Origin of the sequence: Aquimarina megaterium XH134, assembly GCF_000520975.1 — a bacterium.
In the GTDB taxonomy this organism is placed as follows: domain Bacteria; phylum Bacteroidota; class Bacteroidia; order Flavobacteriales; family Flavobacteriaceae; genus Aquimarina; species Aquimarina megaterium.
Genome location: NZ_JACB01000003.1, coordinates 388673 through 408644, shown reverse-complemented (window position 1 = coordinate 408644; position 19972 = coordinate 388673). Strand labels below are relative to the sequence as shown.

Genomic DNA, 19972 nt, shown 5'->3' with positions numbered 1-19972 from the left:
TTTTACTTCTTTTTCTTCTTAGGTATTTCTGTTTTTGTAATGATAGAATTTTTATGTTGTGCAAGGTAATTTGCTAACATTTTTTCTATCAACTCCTCTTTAGTAAGGTGATGAAAAACCGTTTTGATTTTGTCTTTAAACTCAGTAGATACTGTATGGTTGGGTTTGGTTTTAAATATTTTCTTTGCCCATAAAAGTCCATTATTCTCTTCTATACTTTGTTCATTAGCTTTTTTAAATTCTTTAAAAGCTATACCTAAAACAGATTCAAATTCTGCTATATCTTCTACTTCTTCTTGTTGTAATATCGTTAAAGATAGTCCCTTTGCCCCTGCTCTTGCCGTTCTTCCACTTCGATGTACATAAGTATCATAAACATCTGGTAAATGATAATTGACTACATATGATATTTCTTTAATATCAATTCCTCTAGCAGCCAAGTCTGTAGCAACAAGAATATCTATATGTCCTTCTCTAAATTGCCCCATAATTCTATCACGAATCGGTTGTGATAAGCTACCATGTAGTGCTCCAGAAGAAAATTTATTAATCGCCAGATTCTTTGCCAGCTTATTTACGGCTGCTTTCGTTTTGCAAAAAATAATACCTCGCTCTCCTTCTTTTGAACTAAGAAAATGCATTAGTACTTCTAATTTTTCTATAGGCTCAACAACAACATATTTGTGATCTATACCTTGATGTCCAACGGTTTCCATATCAGCACTTACTTGAATAATGTGCTTAGACATATAATTTTGTATCATCTGTTTTATGGTTCCAGGCATTGTAGCAGTAAACAGAATGGTTCTTCTCTTTTTTGGTAGCGCCGTAACTATTTTATCCAAATCTTCTTTTAAAGATTTTACCATTTCATCTGCCTCATCTAGAACCAAATAGTTAGCATTTTTAATATTAATAGCATTACGATTAAGTAAATCAATTAAACGACCAGGAGTTGCAATAATTATATGGGTTGTATCAGTTAAACGTTCTATTTGAGGTTTGATAGGAATTCCTCCACACACAGAAACAATAGAAATATCAGGTAAGTATTTAATAAAAGATGTTAAATCGCTATGAATCTGATGCCCTAATTCTCTGGTCGGAGCTAATATTACCGCCTGAATACTTGGATTACTTGCATCAATCATTTGCAACAACGGCAATCCGAATGCAGCTGTTTTTCCTGTTCCGGTTTTGGACAAACCAACAAAATCATCCTTCTTCTGTAATAAAATAGGAATTGATTTTTCCTGAATATCGGTTGGTGTAGAAAAGTTTAGATCTACTAAACTTTTTTGTAATGGAACTAAAACTCCTAAATCAGAAAACTGTCTTGACATAAAATAATTTTTGGTAAAGATAGAAGTATAAATAGAGTATTCTGTACAGTTTTAAAAAAGCTGGCGAATAAATGGCTTTACATGGCGTATCATATTCATCACGATTTTGTCCAACAGTTGTGAGGCCTATAATATTTTGCCTTCAGCCATGGCATAAGAGTAAGAAACTAAAATTAGAAGTATTAATCATTTTTTTGCTTTACCCTACTCTTATGCTATTTTGCTGAATATCTATAAAAGATTAGACCTATCTCAAAATTCTTTACTATTATCATCGATTACCCGTTCTATTAATAATCGTTTTGGATCGATTACAGCTTTTGCAGGAATGGTATCAACCTCAAAAGAAAAATTCATCTTCTCATCGGTAAAAAGAACCCTTTTTGAGTAAATCAAGTGCTTTTTATCTGTATCTCTATATACTCCTATATCTACCCAATCGTGTTGTTTTACTTTAGTTTCTGTACCCAAACTATCAACTTTTATTTTATACGCTTCAATATCCATAGAAACTTCATATTTTCCGTTTCCTTTTCTTTTATAATCAGCATTATTTAAACGATAATCATATAAAGTGATTTCTTTTATCCAATCGGTTATCAAGTAATTTAATGAATCGGGAACTTGTGGTTTTAAATGTCTTAAAAAATCATGAGTTGTTGGATAGGGTGATTCTTTATATTTATATTCATCCAAAAAGGTTTTTAAAGCAGTATTCATTTTCTTTTCTCCTATATAATCTTGTAAAGCATACAAGACAACACTTCCTTTACCATAATGAATATATCCTTGATTTTCTACTTTGTACAAAGGCAATTCTTTTTCGGTTTCAGCACTTCTGCCTTTTAGATATTTTTCAAAATCATAATTTAGATATTGTTTCATTTTACTATCATCCTTTATCCTGTTTTTCATTACCATCAATGCGGCATACTCTGAAAAACTTTCAGATAACATAGTAGCTCCTTGCATATTTGCTCCTACTATCTGGTGTGCCCAATATTGGTGCGCCATCTCATGTGCTATGATGGCTTCAATAACATTGTTATCATTTTTGTTTGACAGGTCTGTTGTAAATCCACCACCCTCGGTATAAGGCATCGTACCCGGAAACGCTTGTGCAAAGTTATAATACCTCGGAATCTCAATGATTCTGGCTTGGTTATGGACATAAGGCCCAAAGTTTTTGGTATAATATTTCAATGATTCTTCTATAGCATCCAGCATCATATCAATATTATAATCATGATCTTTATGATAATATACTTCGAGATCTATACCATTCCACTTTTTGCGAGATACCTTATACTCTGCAGACATAAAATTGACAAAATTTAAAGAGCTGTGATCATTTTTATACTTAAAATATGAACGCCCATTAGCTCTCCATTCTTTTATTAATGTTCCAGGAGCAATAGCAATTTGATTACTTGATGTTGAAATAATCGTTTCAACATTTACCCAATCAGATTCTCCTTCGGTAAAATAATTTTGTTTAGTGTTAATATCATCATTAGCATTTAAAGTAGCCATTCGTTTTCTGGAAGGGAAATTATATTTCTTTCTGTCATTTTGATCCATGAGCTCATTATTTTTATCATATCCAATTGTAGGTAATATATAGCTACACTCGATAAAAGTTCCATTTTTTGCTACACGTAAATTTGAAACAGTGTTTTCGAACCCCTGACTTTTATATACAGCATCTATAACAATATCAATTTTAGAGCCTGGTTGTAACGGAGTATCTAATTTATATATTTGATACCCTAATTCTTTATCATCAAGAACTAATTTTGCATTCGGAATCTTTAAAACAATATCCCATTTCTCTTTTGCATAGTATCGTGAAATAGAGTAATGCAAAGAATCTATTGTCGCATTTGTCTTGTTTAATAAACTAATATGAGTTTTGGCCAATAAATTACGTTCCTTGGGATAGATATCAACTTTATAAGTAACATCACCAAACTTAGGTTGTGGGGTATTTTCATATTTTTTATATTTCTTTTCGTAAGAAACCTGCATGACTTCTATTTCATTGACAGATTTATAGGGATTTATTATTTGTGTATTGTAATAAACAAAGCTGGTTGTTAAGAAAAATAAATGAACAATTGTAATTAGAATCAATGCATATTTCTTTGTAAAATGCTTCTTGGCAGACTTAATTCTATCTTTTATTCTTTTTAAAGAACCTCTTATCCATAAAAGACTTCCTATAGTAATAAGTAATAAACCAAACAATATCCAATATAAACTAAACCAGTTTTTTGAAATCAGAGCTTCACTAAAACCGTTCATGTCAGAATATTGATAGTTTGGTGTAAAACCAAGATTTAACATAAATGACTCTATTCCTAAGGCATCCACAATAACAAATTCAAACAAGAACAGTAATACTATTGAAATAAAATAGCTTATATATTTATGGTTTATAATAATTTGTATGAAGACCAAAATACAAGACCAAGCTATATACATTAATAATCCAGAGTAGATAAAATCTAATACATATACATGGATATCTGGACTAGTGTATCCACTTAATAATTGATAACTTATAGAAATCAAAATAAGAAATACATCAAATACAACATTAATTACTATTAATGAAGTAATTTTGGCAAGAAGCAAAACGATTGAACTGTGCGGTGATCCATCTATAACTCCGTTAATATTACTTGATCGTTCTTTCCAAACTAATTCTCCGCTAAAAAAAACTAACATGATCATTCCAACAATCGTACATATAGGTCGATTGAAATCCAACATTTTATAAGTAACATGATAAGACTTAACTCCATAAAAATCAAAACCATTTAGTAATTTATTAATCAAAATTAGAGCCCCGACAATAAGCATTATTTTAAAAGTGTTACTTTTTAAAATGGTGTAAAAGTTTATTTTAAAAAAACTAATAAACTGCTTTATTGAAGTCATGAAATTAAAACTACTTTGCACTCTTGGAAGGCTATAAATTTTGATAGTTTGATCCTTTTTACTGGCTTTCTTTTCTTTTTCTGCTTTTTTATTCTTCTGAATAAATGAAAAAGATATATATGAACTAACGATAATAACAAGTGCTATGATTACCCATATAATTCTATTGATAAATAACCAACCATTAACAGAAATAACATTTGTGTTTTTTTCAACACTTGTAAAGTATTTAGAATCTATTTGATATGCTCTAACTCCTAACATATCTGTGATTGCAGCTAAGTATTCGGTGTTTATATCGGTTAAAAATGTTCCCGTGACCAGATATCCAATAATAATGATAACTGTAGCGATAAAAGATATAATAGTACTTTTCCATTTTAGAGCTATGGCATAAATAATAGCTCCCGAAACAAACATATTTGGTAAGACATATAAAAAATAGTTATTTACAAAAACGTTCAATTGCAGGTCTCCTACTCTATTGGCATTCATCATTCCTTCTTCGGGTCCCATATTTGATCCAATTAAAAACCCAAGAAACACACCTAACAATGGGATTGTAGACAGAAAAAGCGCTCCAAAAAAACGACCAAAAAAGTAGCCAGCTTTATGAATGGGTGTACTAAAAATAATTTCATCAAAATGATTTTGATAATCTCTCAAAGCCGCATTATTAAAATATGCTGTAGCGATTAGCAATCCAAAAATTGACATATTCGCTACATAAATGGTGATAATATGTGGTGCATTTTTTAAGACGTTTCCTACTGCTCCTCCAAATACTATATTTTCATTGACAACCCCTATAGTCGCAATTATTGTAAATATGGAAAAGAATATATATGTCATGGGTCTTTTTATACCCATAGAAATCTCTTTCAAAAAGAATGTTTTAAACATAGTGTTACGTTTTTAGTTGATGAATACAGTATTTAGACTACTTCTCTGGTCGTATTAATTTTAGAGAAAAACACATCTTCCAGAGTTGGTGGAACAAGAGTAAATCCTACTCCCGGTTTTATGTCACTTAAAACATGAATTAAAGGTTTACCCCCAACCATTTTATTCGAGATAATCATATGTTCATTACTATACTCTTCAAGTTCATTTCGCCCAATTAGCTTCTGCCATACTTTATCGTTTAATTCATCAATTACATGTTGTGGTCTACCCTTACAGATTAGTTTTCCCTGATTCATAATCGCCATATTTTGGCATAGTTCTCTCACATCTTCTACAATATGTGTAGAAAGAATAATAATAACATCTTCTGCTACATCTGCGAGAAGGTTATGAAATCTATTTCTTTCCCCGGGATCTAATCCTGCAGTAGGCTCATCAACAATAATTAGTTTAGGATTGCCAATTAAGGCTTGAGCAATACCAATTCTTTGTTTCATCCCACCAGAAAAACCTTTTACACTTTTGTTTCTTTTTTCATACAGATTTACTTTTTGCAATAAAAAATTTACTAATTCTATTCTTTCCTTGTTATTGGTTATTCCCTTTAATATTGCTAAATGATCTAGTAATTGCTTTGCTGTAATTTTTGGGTATACTCCAAATTCTTGTGGTAAATACCCTAATATTTTTCGCAATTCAATTGGGTTTTCGAGAATATTGATATCATTCAAATATATTGTACCACTATCGGCCTCCTGTAAGGTGGCTAACGTTCTCATTAGCGATGATTTCCCAGCTCCATTAGGTCCCAACAAACCAAACATTCCGTTAGAAATTTCTAGGGAAAGGCTATCTAATGCTTTTACTCCATTCGAATATGTCTTGCATAAATTTTTGATTACTAATTCCATAAATTATTGTTTTAAAATCAGGAACAAAAAGAAGGTAAGAGCAAGAAGAAATCAATTTTTTTTAACCAACTCCTTTATATAAATAGCTAAAAAGTATATTATTATTAATGAATGCTGTTCGTTGATAAAAAACATAGTTTCATTGATGAAAATATGGTATTCATTAATTAGAATAGTCAAACTCCAATAGTTTTAATATTTTTATTTTCAAGAATACATTACTATGAAAATTCAAACATTAGATGCTAGGAAAAAAAACATTTTTATTAATGTTTTGGTGCTATTTAGTATCATTTTGATAGTTGTATTTGGTTTTGTTATTTCAGATAAAAACGCATTTACACTATCATCTTTAACTAATTATTTTCTTCAAGCTACTACAAGCATTCTTTTGTTAATAGCCCCTCCTGTTTATTTCAATATTTATTGGATTATCCCCAGGTATTTAGTAAAAAAACGATACTTCATTTATGTTATATTACTTCTTATCGTAATCATTGGTTGGGGGTATATAATAGGATATGGCGAACCCTTAATGGATCACTATTGGTTTAATCAACCATACCAGGAAATGGAACCAGAAAAAGGTATCACTGGCATGATTGTTATTATACTGATTTCTACATTATTAAACCTATCTTATCGATGGTTTATTCAACTCTCTAAAATAAACCAAATCGAAAATGATCGTCTTCATTTAGAATTGTCATTACTAAAAAATCAAATCAATCCGCATTTCTTCTTTAATACATTAAATAACTTGTATGCGCTTTCACTTGAAAAATCTGATAAAACAGCATCGTTAATTTTGAAATTGTCTGAAATAATGCGTTATACAATTTATGATTGCAAAGAACCCAAAGTTTCTATTGGAGGAGAAGTAACATATTTAGAAAATTTTATTGAATTGCAAAAAATGCGGCATCATAATCGTGGAATTATTACTTTCGAAAACAAGATAGATAATGAGGCAAAACAAATCGCCCCCATGATCTTAATTGTATTTTTAGAAAATGCATTTAAACACGGTTTTGATCTCATGGAAAAAAATGCATTTATAAATTTTAAACTACAAGCAACAGAAAAATTAGCACATCTGTATATTGAAAATAATTTTAGTGATACAGAAAATGGAAATGATGGTGGAATTGGTCTTGAAAATGTAAAAAGAAGATTATCTTTAATTTACCCAAATGCACATGAACTAAAAATTAGTAAAAAAGATACTGTTTTTACTGTTGATTTAAAATTAAATCTAGAATGAACTGCATAACTATAGATGACGAACCTTTGGCACATAAAGTGATAAAAAACTATTGTACCAATCTTTCATTTTTAAATGTTGTTAAAGAATGTTATTCGGCATTTGACGCTATGAATTATTTGAATGACAATCAGGTAGATTTAATTTTTTTAGATATCAATATGCCAAAACTTAAAGGATTAGATTTCTTACGTACGTTAAGTGATCCTCCTCTAATTATTGTAACTACAGCATATCAGGAATATGCTATTGAAGGTTATGAATTAAATATTCTGGATTATCTCTTAAAACCATTTAGTTTCGAACGGTTTTTGAAGGCTATAAATAAAGCTCAAAGTCAAAAGAAAATGATGGATAGCATGCAAAAAGGAACGCAAAACCAAGTTTTATCAAACACTAAAAATGTAAACCAAAATGATAGCATATTTGTAAAAGGAGACAAAAAAATGCATCAAATTCAATTAGATAGTATTTTATATCTAGAAAGTTTAGGAAGTTATGTCAAAATACATCTCGAGAATGAGACCATTACATCATTAGACAGGTTAACCAATTTTGAAAACACTTTACCAGAAAATCAATTTTTAAGAATACATCGTTCCTATATAATTGCTCTTAAAAAAATACAAACGATTGAAGGTAATCGCTTAAAAATAACAGGAATTGATATTCCCATTGGTAATGTGTATAAACATAACTTAACCAATGCTATTAAAAAATAGTATTAGTATTAAAAGATGATATTTCTTTTTCCTATCTCTATTTAATTGTGTTAATAACACTACCGCAAGTTAGCATTGCATCACCAAAATAAGGATTACGAATTTCTTTTTCTTTACTTATCCAAATAGCTCCTTTATTAGTATTAGCCATCGGGCATTTTTGTACATATATTGCTGTGTTTAATTCAGTAAAGTTGGATACTAACGCTACTATATTCTCATTCAATGAAACAAAATAGGTTCTTTGTTTTTCTAATTCTTCAGTATTTGCAAGATGATCTAACGTGTTAATACTATTTGTAAGATGAGTTTTTTCTACGGTACTCAGATTTGAAGTTTTAATTGCTTTTAAGATTTTATTTGTCACTTTAGCAAAAGTAGAAACCTGAGAAGCATTAGAATCTACAAATGCATCTTTCATTTGTAAGTATGGTATAAAGGCTGGTAAAAAGTCTTTCTGAAACGATTTTGACACCTCCATTTGCATTTCTATATGTCCTTCATGGCCAGTCATAGCTTTTCCTCCTTCTTTATTCATCATTGATTTTTTACCTTGTAATTGTGCAGTTGCATCAACAGTAAATGCTCCGTTAGTTACAATCTCATCATCATTATCAAGTCCATTTAGAATTGTATATGTATTTCCTGTAGCACTTCCCAATACTACTTCTCTCATTTCAAAAATAGGTTCGGTAGCACTTGTTTTTACGTACACTACAGAACGTTCACCTGTCCATAATACAGCACTTGCCGGAACAACAAGGGGCTGCGTTGTCATTTCGGTTTTACTTGCTACACTACCAGTCACGAACATTTCTGGTTTAAAAAGATGATCACTATTATTAAGATTAGTTCTTATTCTAACGGTTCTTGTTTTAGCATTTAAAGTCGGATCTATAAAAGAAATTGTGCCTTTAAATTTTTTGTCGGGATAGGCTGTGGTAGTAATATTGATTTGCTGCCCTTTTTCAAATTGTGCAATTTGGTTTTCGTATACATCAAATTCTGCCCATACTGTACTAAGATTACTCACTTTTAAAATAGGCTGCCCTTGTTTTATATAATCACCTTCTGCACTCATTACTTCTAAAACAGTACCTGAAACGGTTGCATAAACGGGAAAGTTTTCCTGAACTTTACCAGAAGATTCTATTGCTTTGATTTGATTGTCTGAAAGTTTCCATAACTTTAATTTATTACGAACAGCTTTATATAGTATTGGTTGAGATTCTTTAAGTGATACTGCAGTAATAAGTTCTTGCTGTGCTGCGATAAGATCAGGGGCATATATAGTTGCTAATTTTTGTCCTTTTCTAACTTCTTGTCCTTTATAATTAATGTTTAACCGTTCGATTCTACCATCAAAATAACTGGCTTGTACTGCATTTGCCTCTTCATTTTCCATTATTTTCCCAGATAACGTAATCCCGTTTTTATCGCTTGTTGTTAAGTCCCCAATATTAGTAGTTTGGATATTTGCTAATGCCATAGCATTCTCGGTCATTTTAAATTGATCAGCAGATAGACCATCTATTTTGGTTCCTGCCGGAATTAGATCCATACCACATATTGGACAATCACCAGGTTCTGTCTGCATGATTTGTGGGTGCATCGAGCAAGTCCACATTTGATCCGTTGTAGCTTCTTCCTGATGATTATTGTGATTATGTTGTGTAGAATCGTTACTACCAAAAATAAAGTAACCTCCTAATAGTCCCACAAGAACTGCTATACCTATATAAATGATGTTCCTATTCATGACGTTTATTTTTTTTTATTTTTCTAATGGTTGGCGAGGATACAAACCATAATGTAAATCCACTTAATACCGTTATTAATCCTAATAGAGAGAAAGCTCTAAGAATGATTGTATTAAAATTATCTCTTCCTTCATAATCCATGGTATGAGTCATCCAAAGAAAATCAAACCAACGCCACGATCGATGTCTCACTCTTTGGAAACTTCCATCTTTTATCGAGATGTATGCTTTTATGTTTTGAGAATGTTCATAAGAAACAACATAAGCAGGAAGTGGTCTTTCACGATATTCATGATGATTACCTACTTTTTCTATTTTTTCTATACCTATTACTTCTAATTCTGATGACATATTCTTTTCTGCAATTTTTAAAGCTTCAGAAGCAGTAATTTCAGGTTTTGATACTCCGGTTCTTGCGTTAAAAAGTTGCTTCTTATTTATCCAATAATATGGTTGCCCCGCTATTTCTCTAAGCTCTAATGATTGGATAGCTTCCTTTGTTTCTATTTGAGAAGGTTTTATCAAGTCGTTAAAGGATATAACATCAATATTTTCATTTTTAAATTGATCTCCATGAATATCATCAATATCTGTCCAGCTAAAATATAAACCACTAACCGTCCATAGCAAAAACTGAATTCCTAAAAAGAGGCCTAAGTACCTATGTACTTTTCTAATTTTTATTGCTGTTTGTCTTTTAACCATATCTAATTAATATGTATTGTTTTTAATCGTAAAGCATTAGTTATTACGGATACAGAACTAAAACTCATTGCCAGAGCTGCAATCATAGGAGATAACAGAATTCCGAAAAAAGGAAAAAGTACTCCGGCAGCTATAGGTACCCCTAATGCGTTGTAAATAAGTGCGAAGAAAAGGTTTTGTTTGATATTCTTCATTACTTTATCACTCAATTTTTTTGCTTTCACAATACCTTGTAAATCTCCTTTTACCAAAGTAATAGTTGCACTCTCTATTGCTACATCAGTACCTGTACCCATTGCAATACCAACATCACTTTTTGCAAGAGCAGGAGCATCGTTAATACCATCCCCAGCCATCGCAACTACCCTACCACTATGTTGTAATTTTTCGACCTCACCGAGTTTATCTTCTGGTAACATCTCTGCTTTAAAATTTGTGAGATGAAGTTCATTAGCTACTGCATGGGCTGTATTATAATTATCCCCAGTAAGCATAATAATTTCAATTCCTCTATCCTGTAATTGTTTAATAGCTTTACTACTAGTTTCTTTGATTTTATCTCCTATAACGATATAACCTGCTATATCTTGGTCAATAGATAAATACGACACAGTTTTTCCTTTTTTCTGATAAGATTCAGCTTGTTTTTTAAATTCATCTGAAATAGACACATTGGCATATTCTAGCAGTTTTTCATTACCCAATATCACTTTTAGGTTTGCAATACTCCCTTCTACTCCTTTTCCTATTACTGCTTTAAATTCGCTTACATCTAACAATTTAATATGCTGTTCTTTTCCATATTTCACAGTTGCCTGAGCTAATGGATGTTCGCTTAAATTATTAAGAGAAATGATGTATTGAAGAATTTCTTCTTTACCAAATCGATCTCCAACAGGTACTACGTTTTCAACAGTAGGTTTTCCTTCAGTTATGGTTCCTGTTTTGTCTACAATAAGGGTATCAACCTTGTTCATGATTTCGAGTGCTTCTGCCTTTTTAATAAGCACACCATTTTGAGCTCCTTTTCCAACTCCGACCATTACAGACATAGGTGTAGCCAATCCTAAGGCACACGGACAGGCAATAATGAGTACAGCAATCGCATTTACAAATGCATAAACATAAGCAGGATTGGGACCATAAAATGCCCAAACGGCAAATGTAATTAGCGCTATAACAACCACTATAGGAACAAAATATCCCGAAACAATATCTGCCAGTTTTTGAATAGGTGCACGACTACGACTTGCATCATTTACCATTTGTATAATCTTTGACAAAAGCGTTTCGGATCCCACTTTTTCTGCTTTCAATAAAAAAGAATGATTTCCATTAATTGTACCGCTACTTACCTGATCGCCTTCAGTCTTATCTACTGGTATTGGTTCACCTGTAATCATTGATTCGTCTACAGATGTTTGCCCCTGAAAGATTGATCCATCCACGGGTATTTTATCTCCAGGTTTTACACGTAAGATATCACTCAATTCGATCTGGTCTATAGAAATTTCTTCTTCTATCCCTTTTACAACACGTATTGCTTTGTTAGGTACAAGCTTTAATAACTCCTTAATTGCAGAATTTGTTTTGCTATGTGCTCGCGATTCTAATACTTGTCCCATAAGCACGAGCGTTAAGATAACAGTGGTCGCTTCAAAATAAACATGTACTGTTCCTGATTCTGTTTTAAACTGATCTGGAAAAAAATCAGGGAAAAGTATAGCTAAAACACTAAACAACCATGCAACACCTGCCCCAACACCAATAAGAGTAAACATATTGAGGTTCCAGATTTTTATAGAACGTACGGCACGTTCAAAAAACATCCAGGTAGCATAAAACACTACAGGAACAGAAAGTACAAACTGAATCCAGTTCCAGTATTTTAAGTCTAAAATATCATTAAGTGGATTACTCGAAAACATATCTGACATCGCTATTATAAAAATAGGGACCGTAAATAGTACAGCTATCCAGAATTTCTTTAGTAGTTTTTTATAATTCTTCTCTTCTTCAGAAATATCTGGTTGTAATAGCACTAAATCCATACCACAAATAGAACAGGACCCCGGAGCATCTTTAATTACTTCTGGGTGCATCGGACAACCATATTGTTCTTTAGTAATGGTATGTATAGTTACTTCTTCAACCAAATCCATCCCACACACGGGGCAATCCTGTAATGTATTGTATGTTTTATCTTCTTCGCAATACATAGGACAATAAAAAACACCCGCACCTTTTCCTTTAGGTTTAGCCTGTTTTGGTTTATCATCGTGATTTTGCATCCCAGGAAGGTGAATTTCATAACGTCCTCCTTCTCTTGCTAATCTTTCTTGAAAAACAGTTAAAGAAATGTGTTCTTCTGTCTCAATAATTGCTTCTGCTTTTTCAAGATCAACAGACGCACTGATCACACCATCCATAGTATCAAGGATGTGCTCTACATGACCTCTACAACCATTACAAGTCATTCCAGATATTTTATATATGTGTTTCATCTGCTATATTTATTGTTGTTTGATCTTCAAAATTATTGAGTTCACATCTCTTTTTATTTGATAATTATGGTTTCTTCTTATACAATTTGGTCTAGCGGTTGGCGATCCCACAATTGTAGGTTTTTAAAGTTACTCATAGACATCCCGGTAATTGTTTTAAACTGTTTTGCCAGATGGCTTCCGCTTTTATAATTCAATGTATATGCTATTTCAGAAAAACTTAAATTTCCCATTTGAATATATTCCTTCGCTTTTTCAATTTTAAGACGAATAAAATATTTTTCTATAGTCAAACTTTCATTACTACTAAACAATTTACTTATCACAGAATAGTCCCTATGCATATATTTTGAAATAAGGTCAGATAGATTTTCATTTAATATGTTTTCTTTTGACAATTCGCTAATCAAATAGGATTTCACTTGTTCTACAATAAGATCTACTTCATCATTTATGATCTCGAAACCATTACGGGTAATGATCTCATTTACTTTTTTAAAAATCGAGCTATCAATACTGCTAAAGACTATCTCTCCCAATTCTATTGTTTCAACAGGAATTTTGGCATTTTCAAACTCCTGTTGTAGTACAGTTTTACACCGATTGCAGACCATATTTTTAATTAAAATTTTCTTCATCTGTTAATATTATTGTTTTAGAGATCAGATGGAATAGCCAGTATACTTATTTTATAGTTTTGGCAACACTACCACATTTTAACATACGATCTCCAAAATATGGGTTTCTAATTTCTTTTTCTTTAGACAACCAATATGCCCCTGTATTATCAAATGCCATTGGGCAATATTGCTTATAAACTTCTCCCGATGATAATGCTCCGTTAAGTAAGGTTTCCATTTGAGTAGTAACTTCTGTAAACGCTTTTCTTTGTGCCTCGATGTCATCTGTATTGAATATTGACTCAGCCGCCAATTTAAACACTTCATTCTCTGTCATTTTGGCAAGCATTTGAGCTCCTGTTTTTGCTTCATTAACATCTGTGTTTACCAAAGCAGTCTTAATATGGATATAATGCTGAAAAGCTTCTGCTGTCTTAGCATCTGTAAACTGAACCTCTGTTGTTTGTTCTACATCATGACTACTATGATCTTCGTTATGCTCCACCTCAGAATGATGATCTTGTTTCTCTTCTGTTTTAGATGTATCATTCTCTTTGCAAGATAGTATTGTTAATGCTAGTATTGCTCCCAAAATTATTCTAATATCATAAATTTTTAAGTTTCTCATTTGTTTATTTTTTTTAAATATTATTGTTTTTAATTTGTTAAGTAATTGATTATTGCAGCTTCTATATAGTATAACTGTATGCTCTCTATTTGATTGAGCTGAAATTTAAGCTGTAGTTCCTGGATGTCTAACACATCATTAAAATCTATAGTCCCTGTTTCATAGCTTTTTATTAATATTTCTTCTGCATTTTTTGCCTGTTTTAAATTTTCTTTCTGGGTATTGTATTTGATTCTTGCAGTATTTCTATTCGAAATAGCCTTTCCTAAAATCGTTTCCATACGATTTAATCGTTCTTCTTTTTGCGCTGTAATTTCTTGCTGACGTAATTCGTTTTGACGAGTTCGGGAATCATGACGTTTACTAAATATTGGTATAGAAAAAGATACCATAGGCATTATAATATCCTTACCATTATCACTTATAATAACATCATTTCTCTCTGATACTGGTATGTAGTCAAGTCCAAAGCCAATTTGTGGTGCCTTTTCTTTTCGATTAAGTAATTCTGATTGTTTTATGCTTTCATATATTTTATCGTATTTAAGTAATTCTGGATTAAGTTGTAAATTTTCATTATTGGTAATAGGATCTTCTAGTGGTATGTTCATTTCATTGGGAACAATTATATCAATATCAGAATCTCGATTGAGTAAAGCATTAAAAACTATTTGTTCTGCCAGAAAACTTTCTTTAAGTACTCCTTTATGCTGTTTTAATTCATTTTGACGGATTTGTAGCCTTAGTACATCAACTGCAGAGGCTTTACCAACTTCTACAGATGTTAATGCCAGCTTCTCATATGTTTGCAATAGTAGAATATTATCTTCGAGGATTTTTTGTTTGTTTTGTATAGCAAACAATTTATAATACGATTGAGAAATTGAAAGTGCTAATTTTCTTTTCATAATTACAATATCTACATATTCTGCCTCTGCCATAGCAGTAGAATAATTCTCTCTTGCTGTGATTGTTCCAAACCAAGGTAGCTTTTGTTGGATCGAAAATTTTGCACGCTGCGCTCCTGTACGTGTTTCAGGTTCGCTTACAAAATACCCTACACCAAACTGTGTATTAGGTATCGCGTTTACTTCTTTTATTTTTTCTTTTGCAACAGCATAACGCAACTCAAAAGACTGAATTTTAGCACTATTAAGCCATCCTTCTTGAATATATGATTCAAGTTGTTGAGCATGTGTAAAAACTGAAATGAAAAGAAATCCTATTATGATATTTAAATGTTTCATTTATTCATTTGTTTAAGTTGAACTTCTTTTTTCCAGCCAAATAATACAGGTACTACAAATAGTGTTATAAGTGCAATCCCCATCCCTCCAAAGGAAGGAATTGCCATAGGTATCATAATATCACTCCCACGACCGGTAGATGTTAATATTGGTAATAGTGCAAGAATTGTAGTTGCGGTGGTCATGAGGCATGGACGAATTCTTTGCTCTCCTGCTTCGATCACAGATGTTCTAATATCATCAAGGGATTTTGGTTTATTTTTATCAAACGTCTGTTTAAGATAAGTAGCCATTACTACTCCATCATCTGTAGCAATACCAAAAAGTGCTATGAAACCAACCCATACGGCAACACTGAGGTTGATTGTATGAACCTGAAACAGATCTCGCAAGTTTTCGCCAAAGAAACTAATGTTTAAAAACCAATCCTGACCATATAGCCAGATCATTAAAAACCCGCCAGAAAAAGCTACTGCAATACCTGTAAATACTATGAAAGAAGTAGTTATTGAGCGAAACTGAAAATAGAGAATCAAAAAGATAATGGCCAAAGCTAGAGGTACTACTATAGACAATGTCTTTTCTGCCCTAAGTTGATTTTCATAAGTACCTGTAAATTGATAGGTGATTCCTTTTGGAACAATCAGTTCATTATTATCAATCTTAGTTTTTATCAGATGTTGCGCATTCTTAACGACATTTACTTCTGCAAAACCATCTTTCTTATCAAATAAAACATAGCCTACAAGAAATGTATCCTCGCTTTTTATCACTTGCGGTCCTTGTTCATAACGAATATCTACCAATTCGCTTAACGGTATCGAACTTCCTTTTTTTATGGGAACGTAAATAGTTGCAAGATCTGTTGGATTAGCCCGAAGCTCTCGTGGATAGCGTACTCGAACTCCATAACGTTCTCTGCCTTCAACTGTTTGTGTAAGGGAGATCCCTCCTACTGCGACTTCCAGAATTTGCTGAACCTGTTCAACAGATACTCCATAACGTACTAATTGTTCTCGATCAATGTCAATAAGTAGATAAGGTTTCCCAACAATACGGTCGGCAAAAACAGCTTCATCTTTTACACCATCTACCTCTTTCAGTATCTCTTCTAATTGGATTCCAAAAGCTTCAATTTGTTTTAAGTTTTGCCCTTTTACTTTAATACCCATTGGTGCACGCATTCCCGTTTGTAGCATTATCAATCGGGTTTCTATCGGTTGTAATTTTGGAGCAGAAGTTACTCCAGGTAATTTTGTGACGTTTATGATTTCACTCCAAATATCATCTGGACTCTTGATTTCTGGTCTCCAGTTGCGGTAGAATTCACCGTTATTATCAGGAATAAGACTTTCTCTATTAATCGAGAAATATTTCTTTTTTGATACTTTACTGGTTTTATCAAGATTAACATCATAGTTTTTATTGTCAATCAAATTACCATCTTTACTTATAAATAAGCCGTCCTCATTAACCTTATATCGTTGTCTCTTACCATTTTCATTAAGCATATACTCGGGCTTATACAAAATAATGTTCTCATACATTGATAATGGAGCAGGATCAAGAGAAGATTCTGTTCTTCCGGCTTTACCAACAACAGTTTTAATTTCAGGAATACTTGCTACTGCCATATCCAATTGCTGTAATATCCTTTTATTTTCTGCCACTCCAGCATGTGATAATGTGGTCGGCATCAATAGGAAAGATCCCTCATTTAATGAAGGCATAAATTCTTTCCCAATATTTTTCATGATTAAAAAACCAAAAACAACGATAATGGTGGGTAGAGATAGGAATAGTAATTTATTGTTCAACGCCCATCGTAATATTCTGGTATAGTATTTTCTAAACAGCGTAAAAGTACCTAACAACCCAAAGCAAATGATTCCTACAAAAATGAGGTTAACAAACATACTTTTATCAACTCCAAGAGGTCTCCAATACTCTGATAGTAAAAACACTATAGTTATTACCGCTATACTAATATTTGTCAAATCAATATGCTTTTGTGAAGCTACACCTCTTAAGCCAAGAATAGCAGTTATTGCGAAAGCTATCAAAATGATACCTAACCATATACCATTAAAAATTACTATACCTCCTAATACAATTAAAACACCATTGATGATATAACTTATTGAAGTTTTTATATTTTTCTTTTTGAATAGAAAAGCAGCAAATGGAGGGATGAGGAACAAGGCTACTATGATTGATGCTGTAAGTGCCATTGTTTTGGTAAATGCTAATGGTCTAAATAGTTTTCCTTCTGCACCAATCATCGTAAATACAGGAATAAAACTGATTATGGTGGTTAGTACTGCTGTTAATATCGCTCCAGAAATTTCTGCAGTAGCATTATACACTACTGTATTCACTGGTAAATGATTTTTATTTTCATCCAAATGCCTTATAATGTTTTCTGAAAGTATCACTCCCATATCTACCATAGTACCAATAGCAATGGCAATACCGGATAAAGCAACGATATTGGCATCAACGCCAAACAATTTCATTGCTATAAAAACCATTAAAATGGCTACTGGTAAGAGTCCTGAAATAAGAATTGAAGCTCTAAGATTAAATACCATAATAATGACAACAAGAAAGGTTATCAAAATCTCTAAGGTAAGAGCGTCATTAAGTGTACCTATTGTTTCATGAATAAGTTCGGTTCGATCATAAAAAGGAACTATGGTTAATTGTGAGGTACGACCATCTTTTAATTGTTTAGATGGTAATCCGGTACTGAGTTCGCTAATTTTATCTTTCACATTATTGATAACCTCTAATGGGTTTGCTCCATAACGTGCAACAACAACGCCTCCTACTACTTCTGCACCTTCTTTATCTAGAATACCCCTTCTTGCTTCTGGCCCTAAACTAACGCTGGCAATATCTTTAATACGTATTGCGGTAAATTCTTCTGACGTCACTACGGCATTTTCTATATCGCCTATAGATTTTATGTATCCTAAACCACGAATAAGGTATTCTGCTTGATTAATTTCTAAGGTCTGCGCACCAATATCCCGATTTGATTGTTTAACTGCATTAACAATTTGCTGTAAACTAATGTTATACTGGCGCATTAACTCTGGATGCACATCTACTTGATATTCTTGTACGTACCCACCAATAGAAGCTACCTCTGATACTCCGCCTGCAGATGATAATGCATATTTTACATAATAATCCTGGATACTTCTTAGTTCTTGTAAATCCCAACCACCAGTTACATTACCGTTTTCGTCCCGTCCTTCTAAAGTATACCAAAAAATCTGACCTAATCCAGTTGCATCGGGCCCCAAACCAGGGCTTACTCCATTTGGCAATAACCCTGATGGTAGTGAGTTTAGTTTTTCCAGAATACGACTCCTACTCCAATAGAATTCTACATCTTCTTCAAAAATGATATAAATACTAGAAAATCCAAACATCGAAGAGCTACGAATGGTCTTTACTCCAGGAACTCCTAAAAGTGAAGTAGTTAAGGGATATGTAATCTGATTCTCGATATCTTGCGGTGACCGTCCTTGCCATTTTGTAAATACAATTTGCTGGTTTTCGCCAATATCTGGTATGGCATCAACCGCTACAGGGTCGCTAGGTAATATTCCGGTTTGCCACCCAAATGGTGCATTTACTACGCCCCACCCTACAAAGAGAGCTACCATAAGGACTGCAACCAATTTATTCTCGATAAGAAATTTGATGCTTTTGTTTAGCATATACTTTGATTATTTGATAATTAGAAGAAGAAGTTATCTGTAAAGTACAAACAACAGTTCTAGCCCAAATGGATCATCATCGGGCATAATTTTAATACTCTAATGTATCAAATAAGAAAGGTTTCGTTAAGCACATGAATATCCTTGACTAAGAAAGGAGGCGGATACTCTTTAAAAGGGATGATATTATTCTCAAGTCCTTCGAAAAGGTTTATATATGAATAATAAAAGATAGCAACAAAAGCCTGTTGCTCTAAAGTGATTTTATCCAATGAATTTTGAAGCTCATCCTGTCCATCAAAAGTAAGTTGCTTATCTGTACAACAGCTTTTTTTGGCCATTATCGAACATGCGATGGAATTAGAAACTTGTTGGTCCATTCCACAAGTTTTTGCCTCTTTAAACAAAGCAACATCTACTAAAGTGTTTCCACAATAATGCATATCTACAGTAAACGATATAGTAGATACAAGTACTACCATCGCCATTAAAACAGATAATATTTTATGGATTAACTTTTTCATTTATATAGCAAATCTACAAAAAATAGATCTAACGAATTTTGTTTAACAGAAGTTTAATCTTTTAGTTTAAAAAAATTACGCTTTAAATATTTAACATATCAAAAGACTTTTCTGTAATAATTAAGGTCGATTATTCTCCCTTTTATTACTTTGTAACTGTATTT

Annotated in this window: 13 protein-coding genes; 2 read left to right on the top strand and 11 right to left on the bottom strand. The window is 32.3% G+C overall.

Annotation, left to right across the window (positions count from 1 at the left end; translation table 11 throughout):
* Positions 1 to 2 precede the first annotated feature (2 nt).
* From Z053_RS0104610 to Z053_RS0104600, 3 genes are all read right to left on the bottom strand, one after another.
* Entirely contained in the window at positions 3 to 1343 is a 1341-nt protein-coding gene (locus tag Z053_RS0104610; protein WP_025663867.1) for a DEAD/DEAH box helicase, read from the bottom strand.
* A gap of 252 nt (positions 1344 to 1595) precedes the next feature.
* Positions 1596 to 5189 (bottom strand): M1 family aminopeptidase, encoded by a 3594-nt coding sequence (locus tag Z053_RS0104605; protein WP_025663866.1) that lies wholly within the window; start codon positions 5187 to 5189, stop codon positions 1596 to 1598.
* Positions 5190 to 5221: 32 nt separating this feature from the next.
* The gene (locus Z053_RS0104600) at positions 5222 to 6103 is read right to left on the bottom strand and encodes an ABC transporter ATP-binding protein (protein WP_025663865.1); all 882 of its coding nucleotides are present in this window, start codon (positions 6101 to 6103) and stop codon (positions 5222 to 5224) included.
* A gap of 223 nt (positions 6104 to 6326) precedes the next feature.
* Here Z053_RS0104600 and Z053_RS29820 point away from each other — a divergent pair, with 223 nt between their 5' ends.
* Positions 6327 to 7367 (top strand): sensor histidine kinase, encoded by a 1041-nt coding sequence (locus Z053_RS29820; RefSeq protein ID WP_025663864.1) that lies wholly within the window; start codon positions 6327 to 6329, stop codon positions 7365 to 7367.
* Positions 7364 to 8089 (top strand): LytR/AlgR family response regulator transcription factor, encoded by a 726-nt coding sequence (locus tag Z053_RS0104590; RefSeq protein ID WP_025663863.1) that lies wholly within the window; start codon positions 7364 to 7366, stop codon positions 8087 to 8089. Before Z053_RS29820 ends, Z053_RS0104590 begins: the two co-directional genes overlap by 4 nt.
* 37 nt (positions 8090 to 8126) lie before the next feature.
* Here Z053_RS0104590 and Z053_RS0104585 read toward each other — a convergent pair whose 3' ends face one another.
* From Z053_RS0104585 to Z053_RS0104550, 8 genes are all read right to left on the bottom strand, one after another.
* Positions 8127 to 9848 carry an efflux RND transporter periplasmic adaptor subunit gene (locus tag Z053_RS0104585; RefSeq protein ID WP_025663862.1) on the bottom strand — a complete coding sequence of 574 codons (1722 nt, stop codon included), beginning with the start codon at positions 9846 to 9848 and terminating at the stop codon, positions 8127 to 8129.
* A complete protein-coding gene (locus Z053_RS0104580; protein WP_025663861.1) occupies positions 9841 to 10554 on the bottom strand; it encodes a PepSY domain-containing protein in 714 nt (237 codons plus the stop codon). Before Z053_RS0104580 ends, Z053_RS0104585 begins: the two co-directional genes overlap by 8 nt.
* A 2-nt stretch (positions 10555 to 10556) precedes the next feature.
* On the bottom strand, positions 10557 to 13058 hold the full coding sequence (locus Z053_RS0104575; protein ID WP_025663860.1) for a heavy metal translocating P-type ATPase: 2502 nt from the start codon (positions 13056 to 13058) through the stop codon (positions 10557 to 10559).
* 77 nt (positions 13059 to 13135) lie between these two features.
* Positions 13136 to 13696, bottom strand: coding sequence for a helix-turn-helix domain-containing protein (locus tag Z053_RS0104570; RefSeq protein WP_025663859.1), 561 nt, complete (start codon positions 13694 to 13696; stop codon positions 13136 to 13138).
* Positions 13697 to 13742: 46 nt separating this feature from the next.
* Positions 13743 to 14306 carry a DUF3347 domain-containing protein gene (locus Z053_RS27895; RefSeq protein ID WP_025663858.1) on the bottom strand — a complete coding sequence of 188 codons (564 nt, stop codon included), beginning with the start codon at positions 14304 to 14306 and terminating at the stop codon, positions 13743 to 13745.
* 29 nt (positions 14307 to 14335) lie between these two features.
* Positions 14336 to 15553 (bottom strand): TolC family protein, encoded by a 1218-nt coding sequence (locus Z053_RS0104560; RefSeq protein ID WP_025663857.1) that lies wholly within the window; start codon positions 15551 to 15553, stop codon positions 14336 to 14338.
* Positions 15550 to 19284 (bottom strand): efflux RND transporter permease subunit, encoded by a 3735-nt coding sequence (locus Z053_RS0104555; protein ID WP_025663856.1) that lies wholly within the window; start codon positions 19282 to 19284, stop codon positions 15550 to 15552. Before Z053_RS0104555 ends, Z053_RS0104560 begins: the two co-directional genes overlap by 4 nt.
* Positions 19285 to 19391: 107 nt before the next feature.
* Positions 19392 to 19808 carry an HYC_CC_PP family protein gene (locus Z053_RS0104550; protein WP_025663855.1) on the bottom strand — a complete coding sequence of 139 codons (417 nt, stop codon included), beginning with the start codon at positions 19806 to 19808 and terminating at the stop codon, positions 19392 to 19394.
* Positions 19809 to 19972: the final 164 nt, after the last annotated feature.

What these genes read in the sequence shown, in the direction of transcription:
- Z053_RS0104590 (WP_025663863.1), top strand. Translation starts at nt 7,364, where the DNA reads ATGAACTGCATAACTATAGATGACGAACCTTTGGCACATAAAGTGATA.
- Z053_RS0104610 (WP_025663867.1), bottom strand. Translation starts at nt 1,343, where the DNA reads ATGTCAAGACAGTTTTCTGATTTAGGAGTTTTAGTTCCATTACAAAAA.
- Z053_RS0104560 (WP_025663857.1), bottom strand. Translation starts at nt 15,553, where the DNA reads ATGAAACATTTAAATATCATAATAGGATTTCTTTTCATTTCAGTTTTT.
- Z053_RS0104585 (WP_025663862.1), bottom strand. Translation starts at nt 9,848, where the DNA reads ATGAATAGGAACATCATTTATATAGGTATAGCAGTTCTTGTGGGACTA.
- Z053_RS29820 (WP_025663864.1), top strand. Translation starts at nt 6,327, where the DNA reads ATGAAAATTCAAACATTAGATGCTAGGAAAAAAAACATTTTTATTAAT.
- Z053_RS0104555 (WP_025663856.1), bottom strand. Translation starts at nt 19,284, where the DNA reads ATGCTAAACAAAAGCATCAAATTTCTTATCGAGAATAAATTGGTTGCA.
- Z053_RS0104550 (WP_025663855.1), bottom strand. Translation starts at nt 19,808, where the DNA reads ATGAAAAAGTTAATCCATAAAATATTATCTGTTTTAATGGCGATGGTA.
- Z053_RS27895 (WP_025663858.1), bottom strand. Translation starts at nt 14,306, where the DNA reads ATGAGAAACTTAAAAATTTATGATATTAGAATAATTTTGGGAGCAATA.
- Z053_RS0104575 (WP_025663860.1), bottom strand. Translation starts at nt 13,058, where the DNA reads ATGAAACACATATATAAAATATCTGGAATGACTTGTAATGGTTGTAGA.
- Z053_RS0104605 (WP_025663866.1), bottom strand. Translation starts at nt 5,189, where the DNA reads ATGTTTAAAACATTCTTTTTGAAAGAGATTTCTATGGGTATAAAAAGA.
- Z053_RS0104600 (WP_025663865.1), bottom strand. Translation starts at nt 6,103, where the DNA reads ATGGAATTAGTAATCAAAAATTTATGCAAGACATATTCGAATGGAGTA.
- Z053_RS0104570 (WP_025663859.1), bottom strand. Translation starts at nt 13,696, where the DNA reads ATGAAGAAAATTTTAATTAAAAATATGGTCTGCAATCGGTGTAAAACT.
- Z053_RS0104580 (WP_025663861.1), bottom strand. Translation starts at nt 10,554, where the DNA reads ATGGTTAAAAGACAAACAGCAATAAAAATTAGAAAAGTACATAGGTAC.